Raw genomic sequence first — 15,912 nt, 5'->3', positions numbered from 1 at the left:
AGATCGCGATAAATCCGCCAACGCCGCGCCACAACCGCGCGATATTGCCTAAAAAGCGCATGGGTTGACAGATTTGATTGCAAATTTGAATGCCGTGGCATCGGTTCACGTTGGCATATCCCCTACACTTCAGGCGAAAACAGACAGACCAAGACCGCAGCGGTGGCACGGAGATCGCAAAGGGGCATAGCAGGCATGACCGATACACCAACGTTTTTCACCGTTCTGACGCCCACCTACAACCGGGCGGGTACGCTGCACCGGGTGTACGAATCTCTTTCCCGGCAGACATTCAGGGACTTCGAATGGGTGGTGGTGGACGACGGCTCCACCGACAACACCCACGAATCCATCCTGGACTGGCAGACGCGCGCGGATTTTCCCATCCGCTACATCTGGCAGAACAACCAGCACAAGAAAACCGCCTTCAATCGGGGCGTGCGCGAGGCCCACGGCCAGATGATCGTCGGACTGGACAGCGACGACGAAATGCCGCCCGATGCGCTGGCCATCTTCAAGGAAGCCTGGGACGCCATCCCGCCCGCGCGCCGCGATTCCTATGTGGCGGTGACGGGGCTGTGCGCGCGGCCCAATGGCAGCATCGTCGGCGACCGCTATCCACAAGACGTGTTCGACAGCACCGCCGTGGACGTGTACTTCCGCTATCGCATCAAGGGCGAGAAGTTCGGCTGTATGCGCACCGACATCCTGCGCAAATATCCCTTCCCTGAAGACGTGGCCGGCTTCGTGCCGGAAAGCCTGGTGTGGTGGGCGATTGCGCGCGCGGGCTATCTCAGCCGCTTCATCAACCGCGTGGTGCGCACGTACCACGACACCCCGGGCGGCTTGTCCCAGGGCGCGGTGTCAGTCAGCAACAACGCCCAGGGCCTGTACCTGCTGGCCTGGGACATGCTGCAACATCACCTGGAATTCTTCCGCTACCGGCCGCGCGAATTCATCATGGCGGCCGCGCGCTACACGCGCTTTCGGCTGCACCTGAAGCATTCCGGCGTGCCCACGGCAGTGGGCGCCTATCGCCTGACCAACCCCATGGCGACCTTCATGGTGGCGGCGATGTGGCCGGTGGGCTATGCCCTGTACCGGCGGGACCGGCGCCGCGGCGTGGCCTAGGCCGCCGTGGGGGCGGCGGGCACGACAGGCGCGGTTGCGCCATGCCCCAGGCCCAGATACACCTCGACCACGCGCGGGTCCACCGCAACCTCTGCGGCAGGGCCTTCCAGCGTGACGGCGCCCGTTTCCAGCACGTAGGCGTAGTCGGCCACTTGCAGCGCCGCGCGGGCGTTCTGTTCGATCAGCAGGATCGACACGCCCATCTCGCGCAGCCGCGCCACGATCTTGAACACTTCACGCACGATGCGCGGCGCCAGCCCCAGGCTGGGTTCGTCCAGCATCAGCAGGCGCGGCTTGGCCATCAACGCGCGTCCCACGGCCAGCATCTGGCGTTCACCGCCCGACAGCGTGCCGGCCAGTTGCGCATGGCGTTCCTTCAGGCGCGGGAACAGCTCGTAGACCTCGGCCAGCGTCTTGTCCTGGTCGCGCAAGCCTGTGCGAAAACGGTGAAAACCACCCAGCATCAGGTTGTCGTGCACCGTCATTTCAGAAAACAGCTCGCGCTTTTCGGGCACCAGGTTCATGCCGGCCGCCACCATTTCCTCGATCTCGGCGTGCGCTTGCTGCTTCCCGCCAAACACGATCTGGCCCGTGCAGGGCAGCACGCCCATGATGGCCGACAGCAAGGTGGTCTTGCCCGCGCCGTTGGGCCCGATCACGGTCACGATCTGGCCTTCGCCCACCGTCAGGCTCACGCCCGACACCGCTTCGACCTTGTCGTACGCCACGCGCAAGTCGCGCACTTCCAGCAGATTCGTGCTCATCATTCCACTCCGCCCAGATAGGCTTCAAGCACCGCGGGGTTGTGCTGGATCTCGGCCGGCAGACCCTCGGCGATTTTTTCGCCGAAGTCCATGACCACAACGCGATCCACCAAGCCCATCACGAAGTCCATGTCGTGCTCGACCAGCAAGATGGCCATGCCTTCCGAACGCAGCTTCTTCAGCAGCTCGGCCAGTTCGCATTTTTCCTGATAGCGCAGCCCGGCGGCCGGCTCGTCCAGCAGCAGGATGCAAGGGTCCGACGCCAGCGCCCGCGCGATTTCAAGAATGCGCTGCTGCCCCAAAGCCAGCGATCCAGCTTCGTCGTGCAGGTGCTTGCCCAGCCCCACGCGTTCGACCTGCCGCGCGGCCTCGGCCAGCAGGCGCGCTTCCTCGGCCCGGTCCAGGCGCCAGGCAGCCGGGAGCACGCCACGATGGCCGCGCAGATGCGCGCCGATGGCCACGTTTTCCAGCACGCTCATGCGGCCCAGCAGGCGCACATGCTGGAACGTGCGCGACAGGCCCAGGCGTGCAATATTGCGCGCACCGGCGCCCGCCACCGATTGCCCCAGCAGCGTGACCTGGCCCGAGGTGGGCGTGTCCACGCCCGAAATCTGGTTGAACATCGTGCTCTTGCCGGCGCCGTTGGGGCCGATCAGCGCCAGGATCTCACCAGCGCGTATCTCCAGGTTCATGGCATTGTTGGCGACCAGGCCGCCGAACTTGCGCGTCACGTCCACCGCTTTCAGCACCACCTCGCCGCGCGCCGGCATGGGCTTGCGCGGCAGGGGCTCGGCGTTCATGTCCACGCGGCGCACCGCTTTCTTCACGCGGACCCAGCGCGTCAGCACCGGCCACAGGCCGCTGCGTGCGCGGTGCAGCAACAGCACCATGCCGAAGCCGAACACGATGACTTCAAAGTTGCCCGTCTGCCCCAGTACCTTAGGCAACCAGTCTTGCAACCATTGTTTGGCCACCGTGAACACGCCGGCGCCCACCAACGCGCCCCAGACCTGGCCCGCGCCGCCGATCACCGTCATGAACAGGTATTCGATACCCATTTGCAGTCCGAACGGATTCGGGTTCACGAAGCGCTGCATGTGCGCGTACAGCCAGCCGGACGCGCAGGCTTGCAACGCCGCGATGATGAAGATCACCATGCGCGAGCGCGCCGTGTTCACGCCCATGGATTCGGCCATGACGCGGCCCCCTTTCAGCGCGCGGATGGCGCGGCCTTCGCGCGAATCCAGCAGGTTCTGCGTGGACCAGACGGCCACCATCAGAAACGCCCAGATCAGGTAATAGATGTTGCCGCCCTGGTTCAGCGTCCAGCCGAACAGGTTGATGGCCGGGATGTCCGGGATGCCGGTATGGCCGCCCAACCCTTCCACCGAGCCGAACGCAAAGTACAGCGACAGGCCCCAGGCGATGGTACCCAGCGGCAGGAAGTGGCCAGACAGCTTCAGCGTGATCGCGCCCAGCAGGTAGGCGATGACCAGCGTCAGCAACAGGCCGGCCAGCAGCGTCAGCCAGGGCGAGGCGCCCAGCCAGGCCAGCCACGACGGCAGCGTGTCGGCGCGGGTGGTCAGCAGCGCCGTGGTGTAGGCGCCCACGCCCACGAAGGCAGCCTGGCCGAAGCTGGTCAGGCCGCCCACGCCGGTCAACAGCACCAGGCCCAGCGCCACCAGCGCGTACAGGCCGATGTAGTTCAGCAGCGTGATATAGAACGGCGGCAGGGCCAGCGGCCCCAGCGCCAGCAGCGCCAGGAACGCGACGAGGATGATGCGGGGGTTCATTCGTCTTCTTCCTCGACGTGATGGCTTTTCAACGAGCGCCAGAGCAGCACGGGAATGATCAGCGTGAATACGATGATTTCCTTGTACGCGCTGGCCCAGAACGACGAGAACGCTTCGATCAACCCAACCAGCACCGCGCCGGCCGCCGCCAAGGGGTAGCTGACCAGGCCGCCGATGATGGCGCCCACGAAGCCCTTCAGGCTGACCATGAAGCCGGAATCGAAATACATGGTGGTGATGGGGGCGATGAGAATCCCCGACACCGTGCCGATCAGCGCGGCAAGAAAGAAGGTGGCGCGGCCGGCGAAGACGGGTGAAATGCCCATCAGCCGCGCGCCCAGCCGGTTGAACGCCGCGGCGCGCAGCGCCTTGCCGTACATCGACCGTTCAAAGAACTGGTACAGCACCACGATCAGCACCACCGACACCGCCACCACCCAGAGCGCCTGGCTGTTGACGTTGATGGGGCCCAGCGCCAGGCTGGCGTCGGAAAACGGCGCGGTGCGCGCGCCCTCGGCGCCGAACGCCAGCAGGCCCAGGCCCACCAGCGCCAGGTGCACGGCAATGGACACGATCAGCAGCACCAGCGTGGACGCCGAGGCAATCGGCTGATAGAACAGCCGATACAGCTGCGGCCCCATCGGCACCACCAGCAGCAGCGTCAACAGCGCCTGCACGGCCATCGGCAGCTGCGCCAGCGGCAGTTGGTACAACAGCCCCGCCAGGATCAGCGGGTAGATCGCCTTGGCCGCGATGCGCCAAAGCCCACGCGAGCGGCCCGGGCGCTTGGCCCGCGCCATCAGGTCGGCCACGGCTTCGGCCAGCGCAAAGGCCAGCAGCAGCCACACCAGCAGCACGGGCTTGCCGGCCTGGATGGCCGCCATGGTCAGCGCGCCAAAGGCGACAAACTCGCCCTGGGGGATGAACAGCACGCGGGTAACGGTAAAAACCAGCAGGATCGACAACGCCAGCAACGCATAGATAGCGCCGTTGGTGATGCCGTCCTGCCCGAGTATCAAGGCGATCTGAGCATTCATGCGAAAAGGTCCAGGCCGTTACTTCACCAGCGTCCAGTTGCCGTCCTTGACGGTGATGAGCTCGCGGCCGCGATCATCGAAACCGCTGTGGTCGGCCGCGCTCATGTTGTAGACGCCTTGCGTGCCCACCAGCTCCTTGGTCTGTTCCAGCGCATCGCGCAAGGCGCTGCGGAATTCCTTGGTGCCCGGCTTGCCGGCCTTCTCGGCAATCGGCACGGCCTTTTCCAGCAGCAGGCCGGCGTCGTAGACGTTGGCGCCGAAGGTGGCGGGCTTGGAACCGTTCAGCTTTTCGTACGCGGCGATGTAGTCGGTGGCGACTTTCTTGGACGGGTTGCTGTCCGGCATTTCCGGCAGCACCAGCATCAGGCTGGCGGCCAGCACCGTGCCTTCGACCTTCTTGCCGCCCAGTTTCAGGAAGTCGGGCAGCGCCGCGCCGTGGGTCTGGTAGAACTTGCCCTTGTAGCCCTGATCGAACAGCGTCGTCTGCGGCAGCACGCTGGCGGCGCCGGGGGCGGCCACCAGCACGGCGTCCGGCTTGGCGGCCAGGATCTTCAAGGCTTGGCCCGTGACCGAACTGTCAAAGCGCAGATAGCGCTCGTTGGCGGTGATCTTGATGCCTTTCTCGGTGGCCAGGCCCGAGAAGACCTTGTACCAATTCTCGCCATACGGATCGTTCAGGCCGATGAAGCCCACCGTCTTGATGCCGGTCTTGGCCATGTGGTCGACCAGCGCGCGCGCGATGATGTCGTCGTTCTGCGTGGTCTTGAACACCCACTTCTTTTGCTCGTTCATCGGCAGCACCACGGCCGCCGTGCCCACCGGCGCCAGCATCGGCACGCCGGCCTCGGCGGCAAACTGGATCACGCCCATGGCGTTGGGCGACCCCGACGGGCCGATCAGCGCGTCCACGTTCTGCTCAGAAATCAGCTTCTTGAACGCCGTCACCGAGTTGGTGGAATCGCTGGCGTCGTCCAGCGAAATGTATTCCACCGTCAGGTCGCCGATTTTCTTGGGCAACAGCGGCACGGTGTTCTTCTGGGGAATGCCGACCAGCGCGGTCGGGCCCGTGGACGAGGTGACGACGCCGACCTTCACTTGGGCCAACGCGGGCAGGGCGAACAGGGCGGCAACGGCAGCGGCCGCGGCCAGGGGGAGCTTCTTCGACAGCATGGCAAAACCTCCGGATAGGGAGCAGGGTGGGGGTGCAGCTGAAAAGCGGAGAAAACGGGAACAGCGAAAATCTTGGGAATCGCAGAATTACTTGTTGCTTAAAATTTCTAACCTGCAAGGATCAGCACTGTAGACGGGCTCTTGGTGCTTACCTATCCGTCAAAACCCGAAGCATGCATGGCGCAACGACCGCTAGATGGTGATGGAACTGACGCTGGCGCCGCCGCAGACGAACAGCGTCTGGCCGGTCACGAAGCTGTTGGCCGGGTCGGCGAAGAACATCACGGCGCGCGCCACGTCGTCGGAGCGGCCCAGGCGCTTGACCGGAATGCCGTTGGCCAGCTGCTTTTCGCGTTCGCTGCCGGGCTCGATCACCTCGTAGAACATGTCCGTCTGGATCGGGCCGGGCGCCACCACGTTGACCGTGATGCCATGGGGCGCCAGTTCCAGCGACCAGGTGCGCGCCATGCCGACCATGCCGGCCTTGGTGGCCGAATAGGCGGTGCGCGTGGGCAGGCCCAATGCGCCGCGCGAGGACATCATCACGATGCGGCCGAAATGGCGTTCCTGCATGCCGGGCAGCGCTGCCTGCACCAGGCTGATCGCGGCGCCCAGGTGAATCTGCGTCAGACCGTGCAGTTCTTCCTGCGTGACTTGCGGCAGCAGGTTGGGCCAGATCACGCCCGCGTTGTGGATAACGTGGCTGATCGGAAATCGGGACGCGGCTTCCTGGCCGGCCTGCGCCGTGGCGTCCGCATCCAGCAGGTCCACCTGCATGTTGTGCAGGCGCGGGTGGCTGAAGTCCGCCGCGCGGCGCGCCATCGAAATCACTTCATAGCCGGCGTCCAGCATGCTGCGGCAGATCTCGGCGCCTATGCCGGCGCTGCCGCCGGTGACCAGCGCTACGTGTTGTGGTGTCATGCGTGTCCTTGGTTGGGTTGCCGTATAGGCCAGGTCCGGCGGGGCTCAGGCGCGGGGCGCCAGCGCCAGCACGCGCAGCGGGCTGCCCGAGCCGCTGCGGATCTTCAGCGGGGCCGAGAAAATCACGGCGCCGGTGGGCGGCAACTGGTCCAGGTTGGTCAGGCATTGCAGGCCGTAGCGGTTATTGCCGTGCATGTAGTAGTGGCAGGGGTAGGGCGGGTTCAGGTGGTGGGCCTGCCCCGCATCGGTGCCCACCGATTCCGTGCCGAAACCATGCACGTCGCGTTCCTTGATCAGCCACGGCACCACATCGGCGTCGGGGCCGGGCGAATGCGCGCCGTCTTCCTGCATGTTCAGGTATTCAACGGGCTTGGCGCGCTTGGACCAGTCGGTGCGCATCAACACCCACGAACGCGCGGGGATGCGGCCGTGCTTTTCCTCCCAGGCCTTGACGACGTCGATGGTCAGCAGAAAGTCGGGGTTGTCGCGGGCCTCGGAGGAACAGTCGATGACGCATGCGCTGGCGATGAAGGCGTCGATGGGAATCGTGTCGACCGTGTTGTCGGGCTGATCCTTGCCGCTGACCCAGTGGGCGGGCGCGTCGAAGTGCGTGCCGGTGTGTTCGGAACACGAAAAGTTGTTCCAGTACCAAGCCGGGCCACGCTCGTCATAGCGCGAGATTTCTTCCATGCGGAAAGGCCACGCCTGGCCGAATTCCGGCGGCAGGACGATGGTGGGAAATTCCGGCGTCAGCGTCTCGGTCAAGTCCACCAGGCCGATGCGGCCGGTGACAAGTTCCGTCATGAATTGGGCAAGAATGTTCTGGCTCATGCTGCGGCTCCTGGGTGTGGGCGCGTCGCGTTGCGATGCGCCGGAGGGAATCTGGGGCGTTGTCTTGGGCGAGGCGGCGGGATCGTGGCGGGCGCGCCTAGGCGCCCAGCTCGCGTTCCAGCCCCTTCGGGTTGTCGGCCAGCCGGACGCGGAATTCCTGCGCCACGTCGCCTACATACACGTCTTCCACGCCGTCCCTCAGCGCGCGCACGATGGCGGCGGCGATGGCGGCGGGCGCGACGCGGGGCGGCGGCGTGCGCTGTTCCCATTCGTGATCGACCGGGCCGGGAAACACGTTCACCACACGCACGCCGGCGCCGCGCATTTCCGCGCGCAGGCATTGCGCCAGCGACAAGGCGGCGGCTTTCGATGCCGACCACATGCCGCGCGACGGCAGGTTCATGTGCGCGTAGATGGACAGCACGTTGACCCAGGCGGTGGCGTTGTTGACGCCGTCGGCGGCGCGGCCGCACAGGGCGGGGCCGAAGCTCTGCGCCAGGCGCATCAGCCCCAGCACGTTCACGTCCATGGCGTCGCGCGCCGTGTTGACGTCCTTGCGGTCAAGCAGGCCGCCTTCGCGTTCCAGGTCGGCCGTGTTCACCAGGATTTCCACCTTGCCGCCGATGGACGCCGCCAGGCGGTCGACGGAATTGGAATCGGTCACGTCCAAGGCCACCGATTGCACGCGCGGGTCTTGTGCCAGCGCGTCGAAGGCGGCGTCGCGCTTCCAGGCTTGCGCATCGCCCAGGAACACCGTGGGGCAGCCCGCGTCCAGCAGCGCGCGCGCCACGGCCTGGCCCACCGCCGATTTGCCGTCGGTGACCAGCGCGCGGCGGAACTTCGGGTCGCACGAGGTTTCGCGCAGAGTCTTGTCGTCTTCCATGTTGGGCGTATTCCTTTCAGGCAGGGCGATCATCACGGCTTGGCCGCTGCGGTCCAGCTTCAGCGCCAGCCGCACGCGGGCGCCGTCGGCGCAGTCCTGGTGCACGTGCGCAACCACGGAGGGGCCGGCATCCATCACCACCGTGCCCACGCGCCACGGCAGGCGTTCGCGGAAGTACAGGTCGTTGCTGTGATGCAGCGTGGTGCTGACCAGCAACGTGCCGTTAGGGTCGGCCGGCCGCCAGGGCAGGTGTTCGGACAGGCAGTGGCCGCACACTTCGCGCGGCGGATACTGCACCGCGCCGCAATCGGCGCAGGTCTGCAAATCAAAGCGGCCTTCGGCGGCGGCGGCCGTCAGGCCCAGCGCCGCGCGGCTGCGCGAGCCGGGCGGCAGCGTGGGCTGGCGGGTGCGCGCAACGGGGTTCTTCCGGGGCGGCTTGGCTAGCGGCTCGGTCATGCGTCGCTCCTTGCCAGGATGGCTGCGGCGGTGCACAGGCCGCGGTCGTAATTGATCATGCCGAAACCGCTGACCATGCCCAGGCGCGCGTCGGCCACTTGCGTACCGCCCGCCGTGCCGGTCAATTGCCGCAGCGCTTCGACCATGCCCAGGTAGCCACCGGCCGCGCCCGCCTGACCCACGGACAGTTGGCCGCCGTTGGTGTTGAAGGGAAAGCTGCCGTCCACGGTGAAGGTGTGAGCGCGGATGAACGCCGGCGCGTCGCCCTTGTTGCAAAAGCCCAGGTCTTCGATCTGCATCAGGTTGATGACGGGGTAGTCGTCATAGGCTTGCAGGAAGTCCATGTCGGCCGGCGTGGCATTGGCCAGGCCGTACAGTTCGTCCACGTCCATGGTCCAGCCGCCGCGCGTCTGGATGGGGTCCTCGATCCAGGCGTTGTGGCGCTCGATGGTGGACAGGATGCGGGCAAAGGGCAGGTTCAAGGCGCGGGCCTGCTCTTCACGCATGACCAGGAAGGCATCGGCGCCCGCGCAGGGCATCACACAGTCGAACAGATGGATGGGGTCGGTGATGACACGCGCGTCCAGGTACTGTTGCAGGCTCAGCGGCTTTTTCATCAGCGCGTGCGGGTAGCGCAAGGCGTTGTCGCGCTGCGCCACGCACAGCTTGCCGAAATCCTCGCGCGTGGCGCCGGTGGTGCGCATGTAGTGCGCCGTCAGCAGCGCGAAGCTGGCGTTCGGACCGCCCGCGCCATAGGGGTAGACGGCGTCTTGCGCAAAGCGCGAGAACTGGCTGACGGTATTGCGGAACGAGTCCACGTGGTTGGTGTCACCCGCGATGCAGGCGACGATGTTCGCGTCGCGCGCCTGCACCGCGCGGGCCGCGCGGCGCAGGGCGGCCACGCCGCTGGCGCCGCCCATGGGAATGTGATCCAGCCAGCGCGGGCTCATGCCCAGGTGCTGGACCAGGCCGACGGCGGTGTCCGGCGCCAAGGTGAAGCTGGACACGCACAGGCCATCGACATCGGTCTTGGCCACGCCGGATTGCCGGATCAGCGCGCCTAGCGCGCGACCCAGCCACCAGTGGGCAGCGTGCGTGGAATAGCGTTCGTACGGAATGGTGACGGGCAGGGCCGCCACGATGCCGTCATAGCCCAGGCGGCTCATCGGGCGGGCTCCTGGCGCTTTTTCATGGCGTTGGTGTCAATGCAGCGCGCCGTGCCGGGCAGGGTCGGCGCCAGCGTTTTCATTTCGCCGCGCTGGATCTTGTTGGTGGTGGTCAGCGGCAGGCTGTCCACAAAGGCCACATAGCCGGGCGCTTTGTAATAGGCCAGCTGTTGCAGGCACCACTGCACGATATCGCGCGCGGCATCGGCCATGGCGGCGTCATCGGCGGGCAGGGCGTCGGCCACGACGCAGGCCAGCACTTCGTCGCCGCGCACCGGGTCGGGCACGGCGGCCACGGCCACGGCCTTGACCAGCGGGTGCTGCATCAGCACGCTTTCCACTTCCACGGCCGAGATGTTCTCGCCGCTGCGGCGGATCACGTTTTTCTTGCGGTCCACAAAGCGCAGTGCGCCGTCGGCTTCGCGGCGCACGATGTCGCCGGTATGGAACCAGCCGTCTTGCCAGGCCTCGTCGGTGGCGGCCTCGTCTTTCAGATAGCCGGCGAAGAAGCCGTAGCGGGGGTCGTCGCCGGCGTGCCGCACCAGCAGTTCACCGGGTTCCCCCACGGCGGCGGGCTGGCCCGCGTCGGTCACGATGCGCACCTGCACGTCGTCTTCTTCGCGGCCGAAGCTGCTGGTGCCGACGTGGCGCGGTTCCTGGTTGGCGATGATGACGGCGCCCGCGCCGGTTTCGGTCATGGCCCAGGCTTCCAGCAGGGGGAAGCCGAAGCGCGCTTCGAACGGCGCATGCAGCTTGCGGTCCACGCCCGCGCCGAAGCCGAAGCGGATGGCCGGTTGCAGGTCGCGGTCGGACGGCGGCGCCTTCATCAGAATAGCGGGCATCACGCCCAGGTAATGCAACACGGTGGCGCCGGAGTCGCGCACGCTGTCCCACCACGTCTTGGGGTGGAAGCGGTCAAGCGGAATCAGGCAGCCGCCGGTCAGCACCATGGCCATGGCCGAATACGCCATGGCGTTCATGTGCACCAGGGGTAGCGGCGTCAGCATGCGTTCCTGGCCGGGGCGCAGCGTTGCCAGCCCGCCGATGCGCGCATACCAGCCGCCCGCGTGCAGGAAATAGCGGTTGGGCAGGATGCAGCCCTTGGGCCGGCCGGTGGTGCCGGATGTGTACAGCAGGGCGCATTCCGTCAGTTCGGTGGGCGCGGTGTCGGCCAGCGGCGCGGTGAAGGGCGCGGGCGGCGGTGCGTCGTCGGGGCCCATCACGCGCAAGGGGCGGCCGGCGCGTTCGGCGGCGGCCAGCAGGTCGGCGTGGCGGTGGGGCAGGGCAACGGCCAGGGCGATCTCGGAATGGCCGGTCAGGTATTCAAGTTCGGCCGCGCGCAGGTCCGGGTTGATCGGCACGACGGACACGCCCAGCGCGTTCAAGGCGAACCAATGCAGGAAGAAGGCAGGGCGATTTTCCAGCAGCAGCCCCACGCGGTGGCCGTGGCCGTAGCCCGCCGCCACATAGGCGGCGCGTAGCGTTTCAATCGCGTCGGCCGCGCGGCCATACGATAGTTCGCCGGCGGTTATGCCATAGACGCTTGCCGTTTCCGGCAGGATGCACAGGAAGGGCTGCGCGCCGTAGCGCGAAGCGGTGTCGGCGAATGCCTGGTGGACAGTGGTGCTCACAAGCCGCTCCTACATGAACAATTGGATGTTGCCGAAGGCGGCGTCGCAGTTGACCAGGTCAACGCGCTTCAAACGGATGCGCAGTGCGCCGTCCTGTTCCACCAGGTGGTGCGTGGCCCAGCCGGCGTACAGCGTCTGCATGTCCTGGCGCGTTTCAACATAGTGAAAGGCGGTGCGCACCACATGCCGGCCTTCTTCGGGCGCGGCATCGGGGTGGCCGTGTTCGACGGTGGGCGCTTGCAGCAGGTGATGGCAGCGGCTTTTTGGCTGCTGCGAAAACGTGCGCTGGCCCGCCAGCCGCTCCACGCGCACGCGCAGCAGCAGCTTGTCTTCGTACATCAGGGACGCGTGCAGCTTGGCGTCTGTCTGGCCATGCGCCAGCGGCATCCAGTAATAGCCGTCTTCGGTGTACAGGTTCAGCCAGTCTTCAAAGCGCAGCTCGTCCAGCAGCCGCGCTTCGGCGTAGACAAAGTCGATCAACTCGCGGTCGCTTGCGCTCATACCGACTCCGATCCGGTCATGTAGCGGCCCCATGCGCGGTACTGGTTGCGCATCTGCCATTCGTTGGTGCCGTTGGTGGTGACGTTTTTCTGGCCGGCTTCGTCGGGCGTATACAGCCGGCCCACGTTGACCCAGTCGCGGGCGCGGGAGTTCAGGCCGTCTTGCGCGCGTTCGTACATTTCCAGGTCGTCATGGCCGACAACGGAGGTGGGCGCGTTGATCAGCCGGTTGTACATCAGCGTGCGTTCCAGCAGCAGGTCAGGCGCGCCGACCAGGCGGAATGTCCAGGATTCGACCAGTGTGCGGTCGGCGGCAAGGGGCTTGAAGATGCGCAGCGTCTGGATGGGGCCCTTCACCATGATGTTGGGGAAATACACGGTGTTGTGGCGCACGTCGCCCAGGATCTGCTTGGCGCGTTCCTCGCCGTAGGCGGCCACCATGGATTCCCAGTAGCCCGGTACGCCGGAGTACGACGCGTGAATCGAATCCGACACGCCGGTATGGCCGTGGCCGTTTTCCCAGACGCGGATGCCCATGTTTTCAAAGAACTCGTACGGCGAGATAAAGGGCGCGAACAGTTCCACCGCCATCGGCTTGGGCGTGCCTTCGGGCGCTTGCTCCCAGACCTTCACGGCCGTGCCCGCCGACGATTCGTGCGCCACCATCGGGTGGCAGGTGTCGGTCTGGTTATCGACCAGCATTTTCCAGTTGCAGCGGTGCATGTAGCGCAGCACGCCGCCGGCCACTTCCAGCCGGCCCTCGGGCGAGCGGTCGACCATGTTGTCCAGCGTGGACAAGGAATCGCCGAAGAAATCCTCGAACGACTGGCCTTCCGGATTCAGGCGGCAGAACACAAAGCCGCGATGATTCTTTACGTCTTTGACGGCGGCCATGCCCTGGCTGGCTTCGCAGTTTTCCAGGCCGGTGTTCTCGTAGCCTTTCTTCAGCGGGATCGACAGCAGGCTGCCGTCGGTCTTGAACGTCCAGGCGTGGTACGGGCAGCGAAAGAACTTGCCGGTGTTGCCGCAGGCGTCGCCGGCCACCATCGTGCCTTTGTGCGGGCAGCGGTTGTGCAGCACGCGCACGGTCTTGTCGCTGTGGCGCACCATCACCACGGGCTGGTTGCCGACAGTGGTGGTGATGTAGTCCCCGTTGTTGGGCACCTGGCTATCGTGGCCGACGTAGACCCAGGTGTTGGCGTACAGGCGCTCCATTTCCAGGTCGAACAGTTCCTGGTCGATGAACAGGTCCTTGTGCACTTCGGTGTCGCGCACCAGGGCGCGGATGGCGTCGGGGTTGTCACGGTATTTGGCCATGGTCGCTTCCTTGTCGTCGGGGCGGCAGCGTTACAGGTCCAGCACCAGGCGGGCGGATTTCGCGCGCGAGATGCAAATCTGGATGATCTTGCCGCTGGCCTTCTCGGTGTCCGAAAGGTAGTAGTCGCGATGATCGGGCTCGCCTTCCAGCACCGTTGCCTGGCACACGCCGCATTCGCCGCGCTTGCAGTCGTACATCGGGTCGCAGCCTTCTTCTTCCATGACGTCGACGATGGTCTTGTCGGCCGGAATGGTCAGCGTGCGGCCGGACTGGCGCAGTTCGACTTCAAAGGCCTGGTCGCCGGCTTGCGCGGCGGCGGTGACGAAGAGCTCGAAGTGGATGTGGGCGTCGGGCCAGTGGCGGGCCTTGGCGCCGGCGATGACGGCGTCGATCAATCCCTTGGGGCCGCACACGTACAGGTGCTGGCGGGGGTTGGAGGCAGCCAGCAGCGCTTGCAGGTCGAAGCGGCAGGAAGGGTCGTCATCCGCGTGTACGGTCAGGTGGCCGCCCGCCAGCGCTTCAAGCTCGCCCAGGAACGCCAGCTGGTCCTTGCTGCGGCCACAGTAGTGCAGATGGAAGGCGCGGCCGGCGGCTTTCAAGGCGGCGGCCATCGAGGCCACCGGCGTGATGCCGATGCCGCCCGCGATCAGCACCACGGGTTCGTCGCCCGCCGGGGATTCATGCAGCGGAAAATCGTTCTTGGGGCCTTCCACGCTAAGCGTGTCGCCTTCGGCCAGCGCATGCATGTGGCGCGAGCCGCCCTGGCTGGTTTCTTCCAGCCGTACGCCCAGCCGGTATTCGGTGGGCTGCGCGAACTGGCCGGCCTCCGGCGTCAGCTGCACCAGCGAATAGCAGCGCGGTTCCCGCAAACCGGGCACGGTGACCTTCAGGTGCGCGCCGGGGCCGAAGGCGGGCAGCGGCCCCGCGTCCTCGCGCGCCAGCCGGAACGATCGGATCAACGGCGATTCTTGCCGGACTTCCCGGACGATCAGTTTCAGTGTCTGCACGGCGTTTGTCTCTTTCGGTGTTCCGGTATTCCGGTATTCGGGTATCTGGATCAGGCCGCCAGCTTTTCGGCCATCTGGCGTTCCATCGGGGCGCAGCTTTCGTTGGCCAGCGCGGTTTCGCGCAGCCCGCGAAGCGTCTGGGCGGCATCGGGACGGCCAACCAACTGCGCCGCCGCCGCGATCAGCTGCCGGTATTTGCCGCCGCCACGCACGTGCGTATCGCTATAGCCCTTGACCAGGCGCCGGCAGTTAACGGTTTCAACGGCCAGTGCATAGTCCTGCGGCACCAGCCGGGCGATCAGGTCCAGCCATTGCTGCAAGCCTTCCGATTCGATTTGATGTCGCAACGTACGGCGGCGAAAGCGGCGCATGCCGGCCAGCGAATACAGCATCAGGAAGCCGCTCAGCGTGCCGCTTTGCATCAAGCGGCCTTTGCCCAGGCGGCGTTCCACAAAGCCGCCGAAGGCCTTGGACCCTTCCAGCCAGCGGCCCATGCGGGTGGGCATCGTGCCGCAGATTTCTTCCAGGCGTGGGTGCATGTAGTCGGTGGTCATGACCAGCTGTTCGGGGCGCGCGCCCACTTCACGGCGGACGCGTTCGAAGCGGGTGCCGCGCGTTTTTAGGTCGGCCACGCGGATCACGTCGTCGTAAGCCATGGCGGTGGCCACGTAGCGCGCCGCGGCACAGGTCAGGGCCCAGCCTTGGGCGTCGCCGCCGTGCCGGGCGTCCAGATCGCGCAGCGCTTTCATGTGGCGCAGGTAATCGGCGGCGTAGGCGGCGTCCTGGAATTCCAGCTGGCGGCGCACGCCGGCCGTCAGCATGGGCTGGGCACAGGCGGGGAAGTCACGTTTGATGGTGTCCAGCAGCGCCTGCGTGCGCGGGCTGGCGGCGCGTTCGGGCACGTCGGCCACGGGGCGCGTCAGGTCGATGGCCGCGGGTTGGGCGGGCGCGGCATGGGCGGCGTCAAAGCCCAGCGCAAAGGCGCGCAGGCTGGCTTCCACGCCCAGGCCCGCGCGGCGCACCGTGGCCTCGTAGTCTTCGCGCGTGAAGGGCAGGGCGCCGCTGCCGGCCACCGCGCCAAACAGGCTGGCGCTGATGACGCTGCCGGCGCGGTCGGCCAGGTCTTGCAAGTCGAAGCACAGGAAGCGCTTGGCGGCGGCGCGGCCGGCTTCCAGCACTTTGTTGGGGTCGGCAATGCCGTTGCCGGGCGCGGACTTTTCGCTGACGGCGTAGCTGCGGTGGGACGAGGACAACAGCACGGTGCGTTCCGGCGTGACCAGGCCACGCTGGATGGCGCGGGCGCC

14 protein-coding genes are annotated in these 15,912 nt (G+C 66.3%); 1 reads left to right on the top strand and 13 read right to left on the bottom strand.

The genetic code is table 11. The features are described 5' to 3' along the window. Window positions 1–195 precede the first annotated feature (195 nt). On the top strand, window positions 196–1,131 hold the full coding sequence (locus ACNPP0_RS18335; RefSeq protein WP_332612800.1) for a glycosyltransferase family 2 protein: 936 nt from the start codon (window positions 196–198) through the stop codon (window positions 1,129–1,131). On the opposite strand, the gene ACNPP0_RS18330 is transcribed toward ACNPP0_RS18335, so the two are convergent. From ACNPP0_RS18330 to ACNPP0_RS18270, 13 genes are all read right to left on the bottom strand, one after another. Further along, window positions 1,128–1,895, bottom strand: coding sequence for an ABC transporter ATP-binding protein (locus tag ACNPP0_RS18330; RefSeq protein WP_448706637.1), 768 nt, complete (start codon window positions 1,893–1,895; stop codon window positions 1,128–1,130). The genes ACNPP0_RS18335 and ACNPP0_RS18330 overlap by 4 nt on opposite strands. Then, on the bottom strand, window positions 1,895–3,688 hold the full coding sequence (locus ACNPP0_RS18325; RefSeq protein WP_448706636.1) for a branched-chain amino acid ABC transporter ATP-binding protein/permease: 1,794 nt from the start codon (window positions 3,686–3,688) through the stop codon (window positions 1,895–1,897). The genes ACNPP0_RS18330 and ACNPP0_RS18325 overlap by 1 nt, the downstream gene beginning before the upstream one ends. Next, window positions 3,685–4,725, bottom strand: a complete 1,041-nt coding sequence (locus tag ACNPP0_RS18320; protein WP_448706635.1) for a branched-chain amino acid ABC transporter permease — start codon at window positions 4,723–4,725, stop codon at window positions 3,685–3,687. Before ACNPP0_RS18320 ends, ACNPP0_RS18325 begins: the two co-directional genes overlap by 4 nt. 18 nt (window positions 4,726–4,743) lie before the next feature. Further along, window positions 4,744–5,895, bottom strand: coding sequence for an ABC transporter substrate-binding protein (locus tag ACNPP0_RS18315; protein ID WP_448706634.1), 1,152 nt, complete (start codon window positions 5,893–5,895; stop codon window positions 4,744–4,746). A gap of 192 nt (window positions 5,896–6,087) precedes the next feature. Beyond that, complete coding sequence (locus tag ACNPP0_RS18310) at window positions 6,088–6,816, bottom strand: SDR family NAD(P)-dependent oxidoreductase (RefSeq protein ID WP_332612794.1); 729 nt, start codon at window positions 6,814–6,816, stop codon at window positions 6,088–6,090. A 45-nt stretch (window positions 6,817–6,861) separates the two neighbouring features. Beyond that, a complete protein-coding gene (locus tag ACNPP0_RS18305) occupies window positions 6,862–7,647 on the bottom strand; it encodes a cyclase family protein (RefSeq protein ID WP_332612793.1) in 786 nt (261 codons plus the stop codon). A 97-nt stretch (window positions 7,648–7,744) separates the two neighbouring features. Next, window positions 7,745–8,986, bottom strand: coding sequence for an SDR family NAD(P)-dependent oxidoreductase (locus tag ACNPP0_RS18300; protein WP_448706633.1), 1,242 nt, complete (start codon window positions 8,984–8,986; stop codon window positions 7,745–7,747). Continuing rightward, complete coding sequence (locus ACNPP0_RS18295) at window positions 8,983–10,152, bottom strand: thiolase family protein (RefSeq protein ID WP_448706632.1); 1,170 nt, start codon at window positions 10,150–10,152, stop codon at window positions 8,983–8,985. Before ACNPP0_RS18295 ends, ACNPP0_RS18300 begins: the two co-directional genes overlap by 4 nt. Further along, window positions 10,149–11,783, bottom strand: coding sequence for an AMP-binding protein (locus ACNPP0_RS18290; protein WP_448706631.1), 1,635 nt, complete (start codon window positions 11,781–11,783; stop codon window positions 10,149–10,151). The genes ACNPP0_RS18295 and ACNPP0_RS18290 overlap by 4 nt, the downstream gene beginning before the upstream one ends. Window positions 11,784–11,792: 9 nt before the next feature. Continuing rightward, window positions 11,793–12,284, bottom strand: coding sequence for an aromatic-ring-hydroxylating dioxygenase subunit beta (locus ACNPP0_RS18285; protein ID WP_313464295.1), 492 nt, complete (start codon window positions 12,282–12,284; stop codon window positions 11,793–11,795). Further along, window positions 12,281–13,600: an aromatic ring-hydroxylating dioxygenase subunit alpha gene (locus tag ACNPP0_RS18280; protein WP_046803509.1), complete on the bottom strand. Its 1,320-nt coding sequence runs from the start codon at window positions 13,598–13,600 to the stop codon at window positions 12,281–12,283. The genes ACNPP0_RS18285 and ACNPP0_RS18280 overlap by 4 nt, the downstream gene beginning before the upstream one ends. 30 nt (window positions 13,601–13,630) lie before the next feature. Continuing rightward, window positions 13,631–14,608: a PDR/VanB family oxidoreductase gene (locus ACNPP0_RS18275; RefSeq protein ID WP_448706630.1), complete on the bottom strand. Its 978-nt coding sequence runs from the start codon at window positions 14,606–14,608 to the stop codon at window positions 13,631–13,633. 50 nt (window positions 14,609–14,658) lie between these two features. Further along, a partial coding sequence (locus tag ACNPP0_RS18270) for an indolepyruvate oxidoreductase subunit beta family protein (RefSeq protein ID WP_448706629.1) occupies window positions 14,659–15,912 on the bottom strand: 1,254 nt, incomplete at its 5' end.

The sequence above is a fragment of the Achromobacter semiaridum genome (assembly GCF_053543755.1).
Note: the sequence above shows the minus strand (reverse complement) of the source record. Positions and strands in the feature narration are given on the sequence as shown.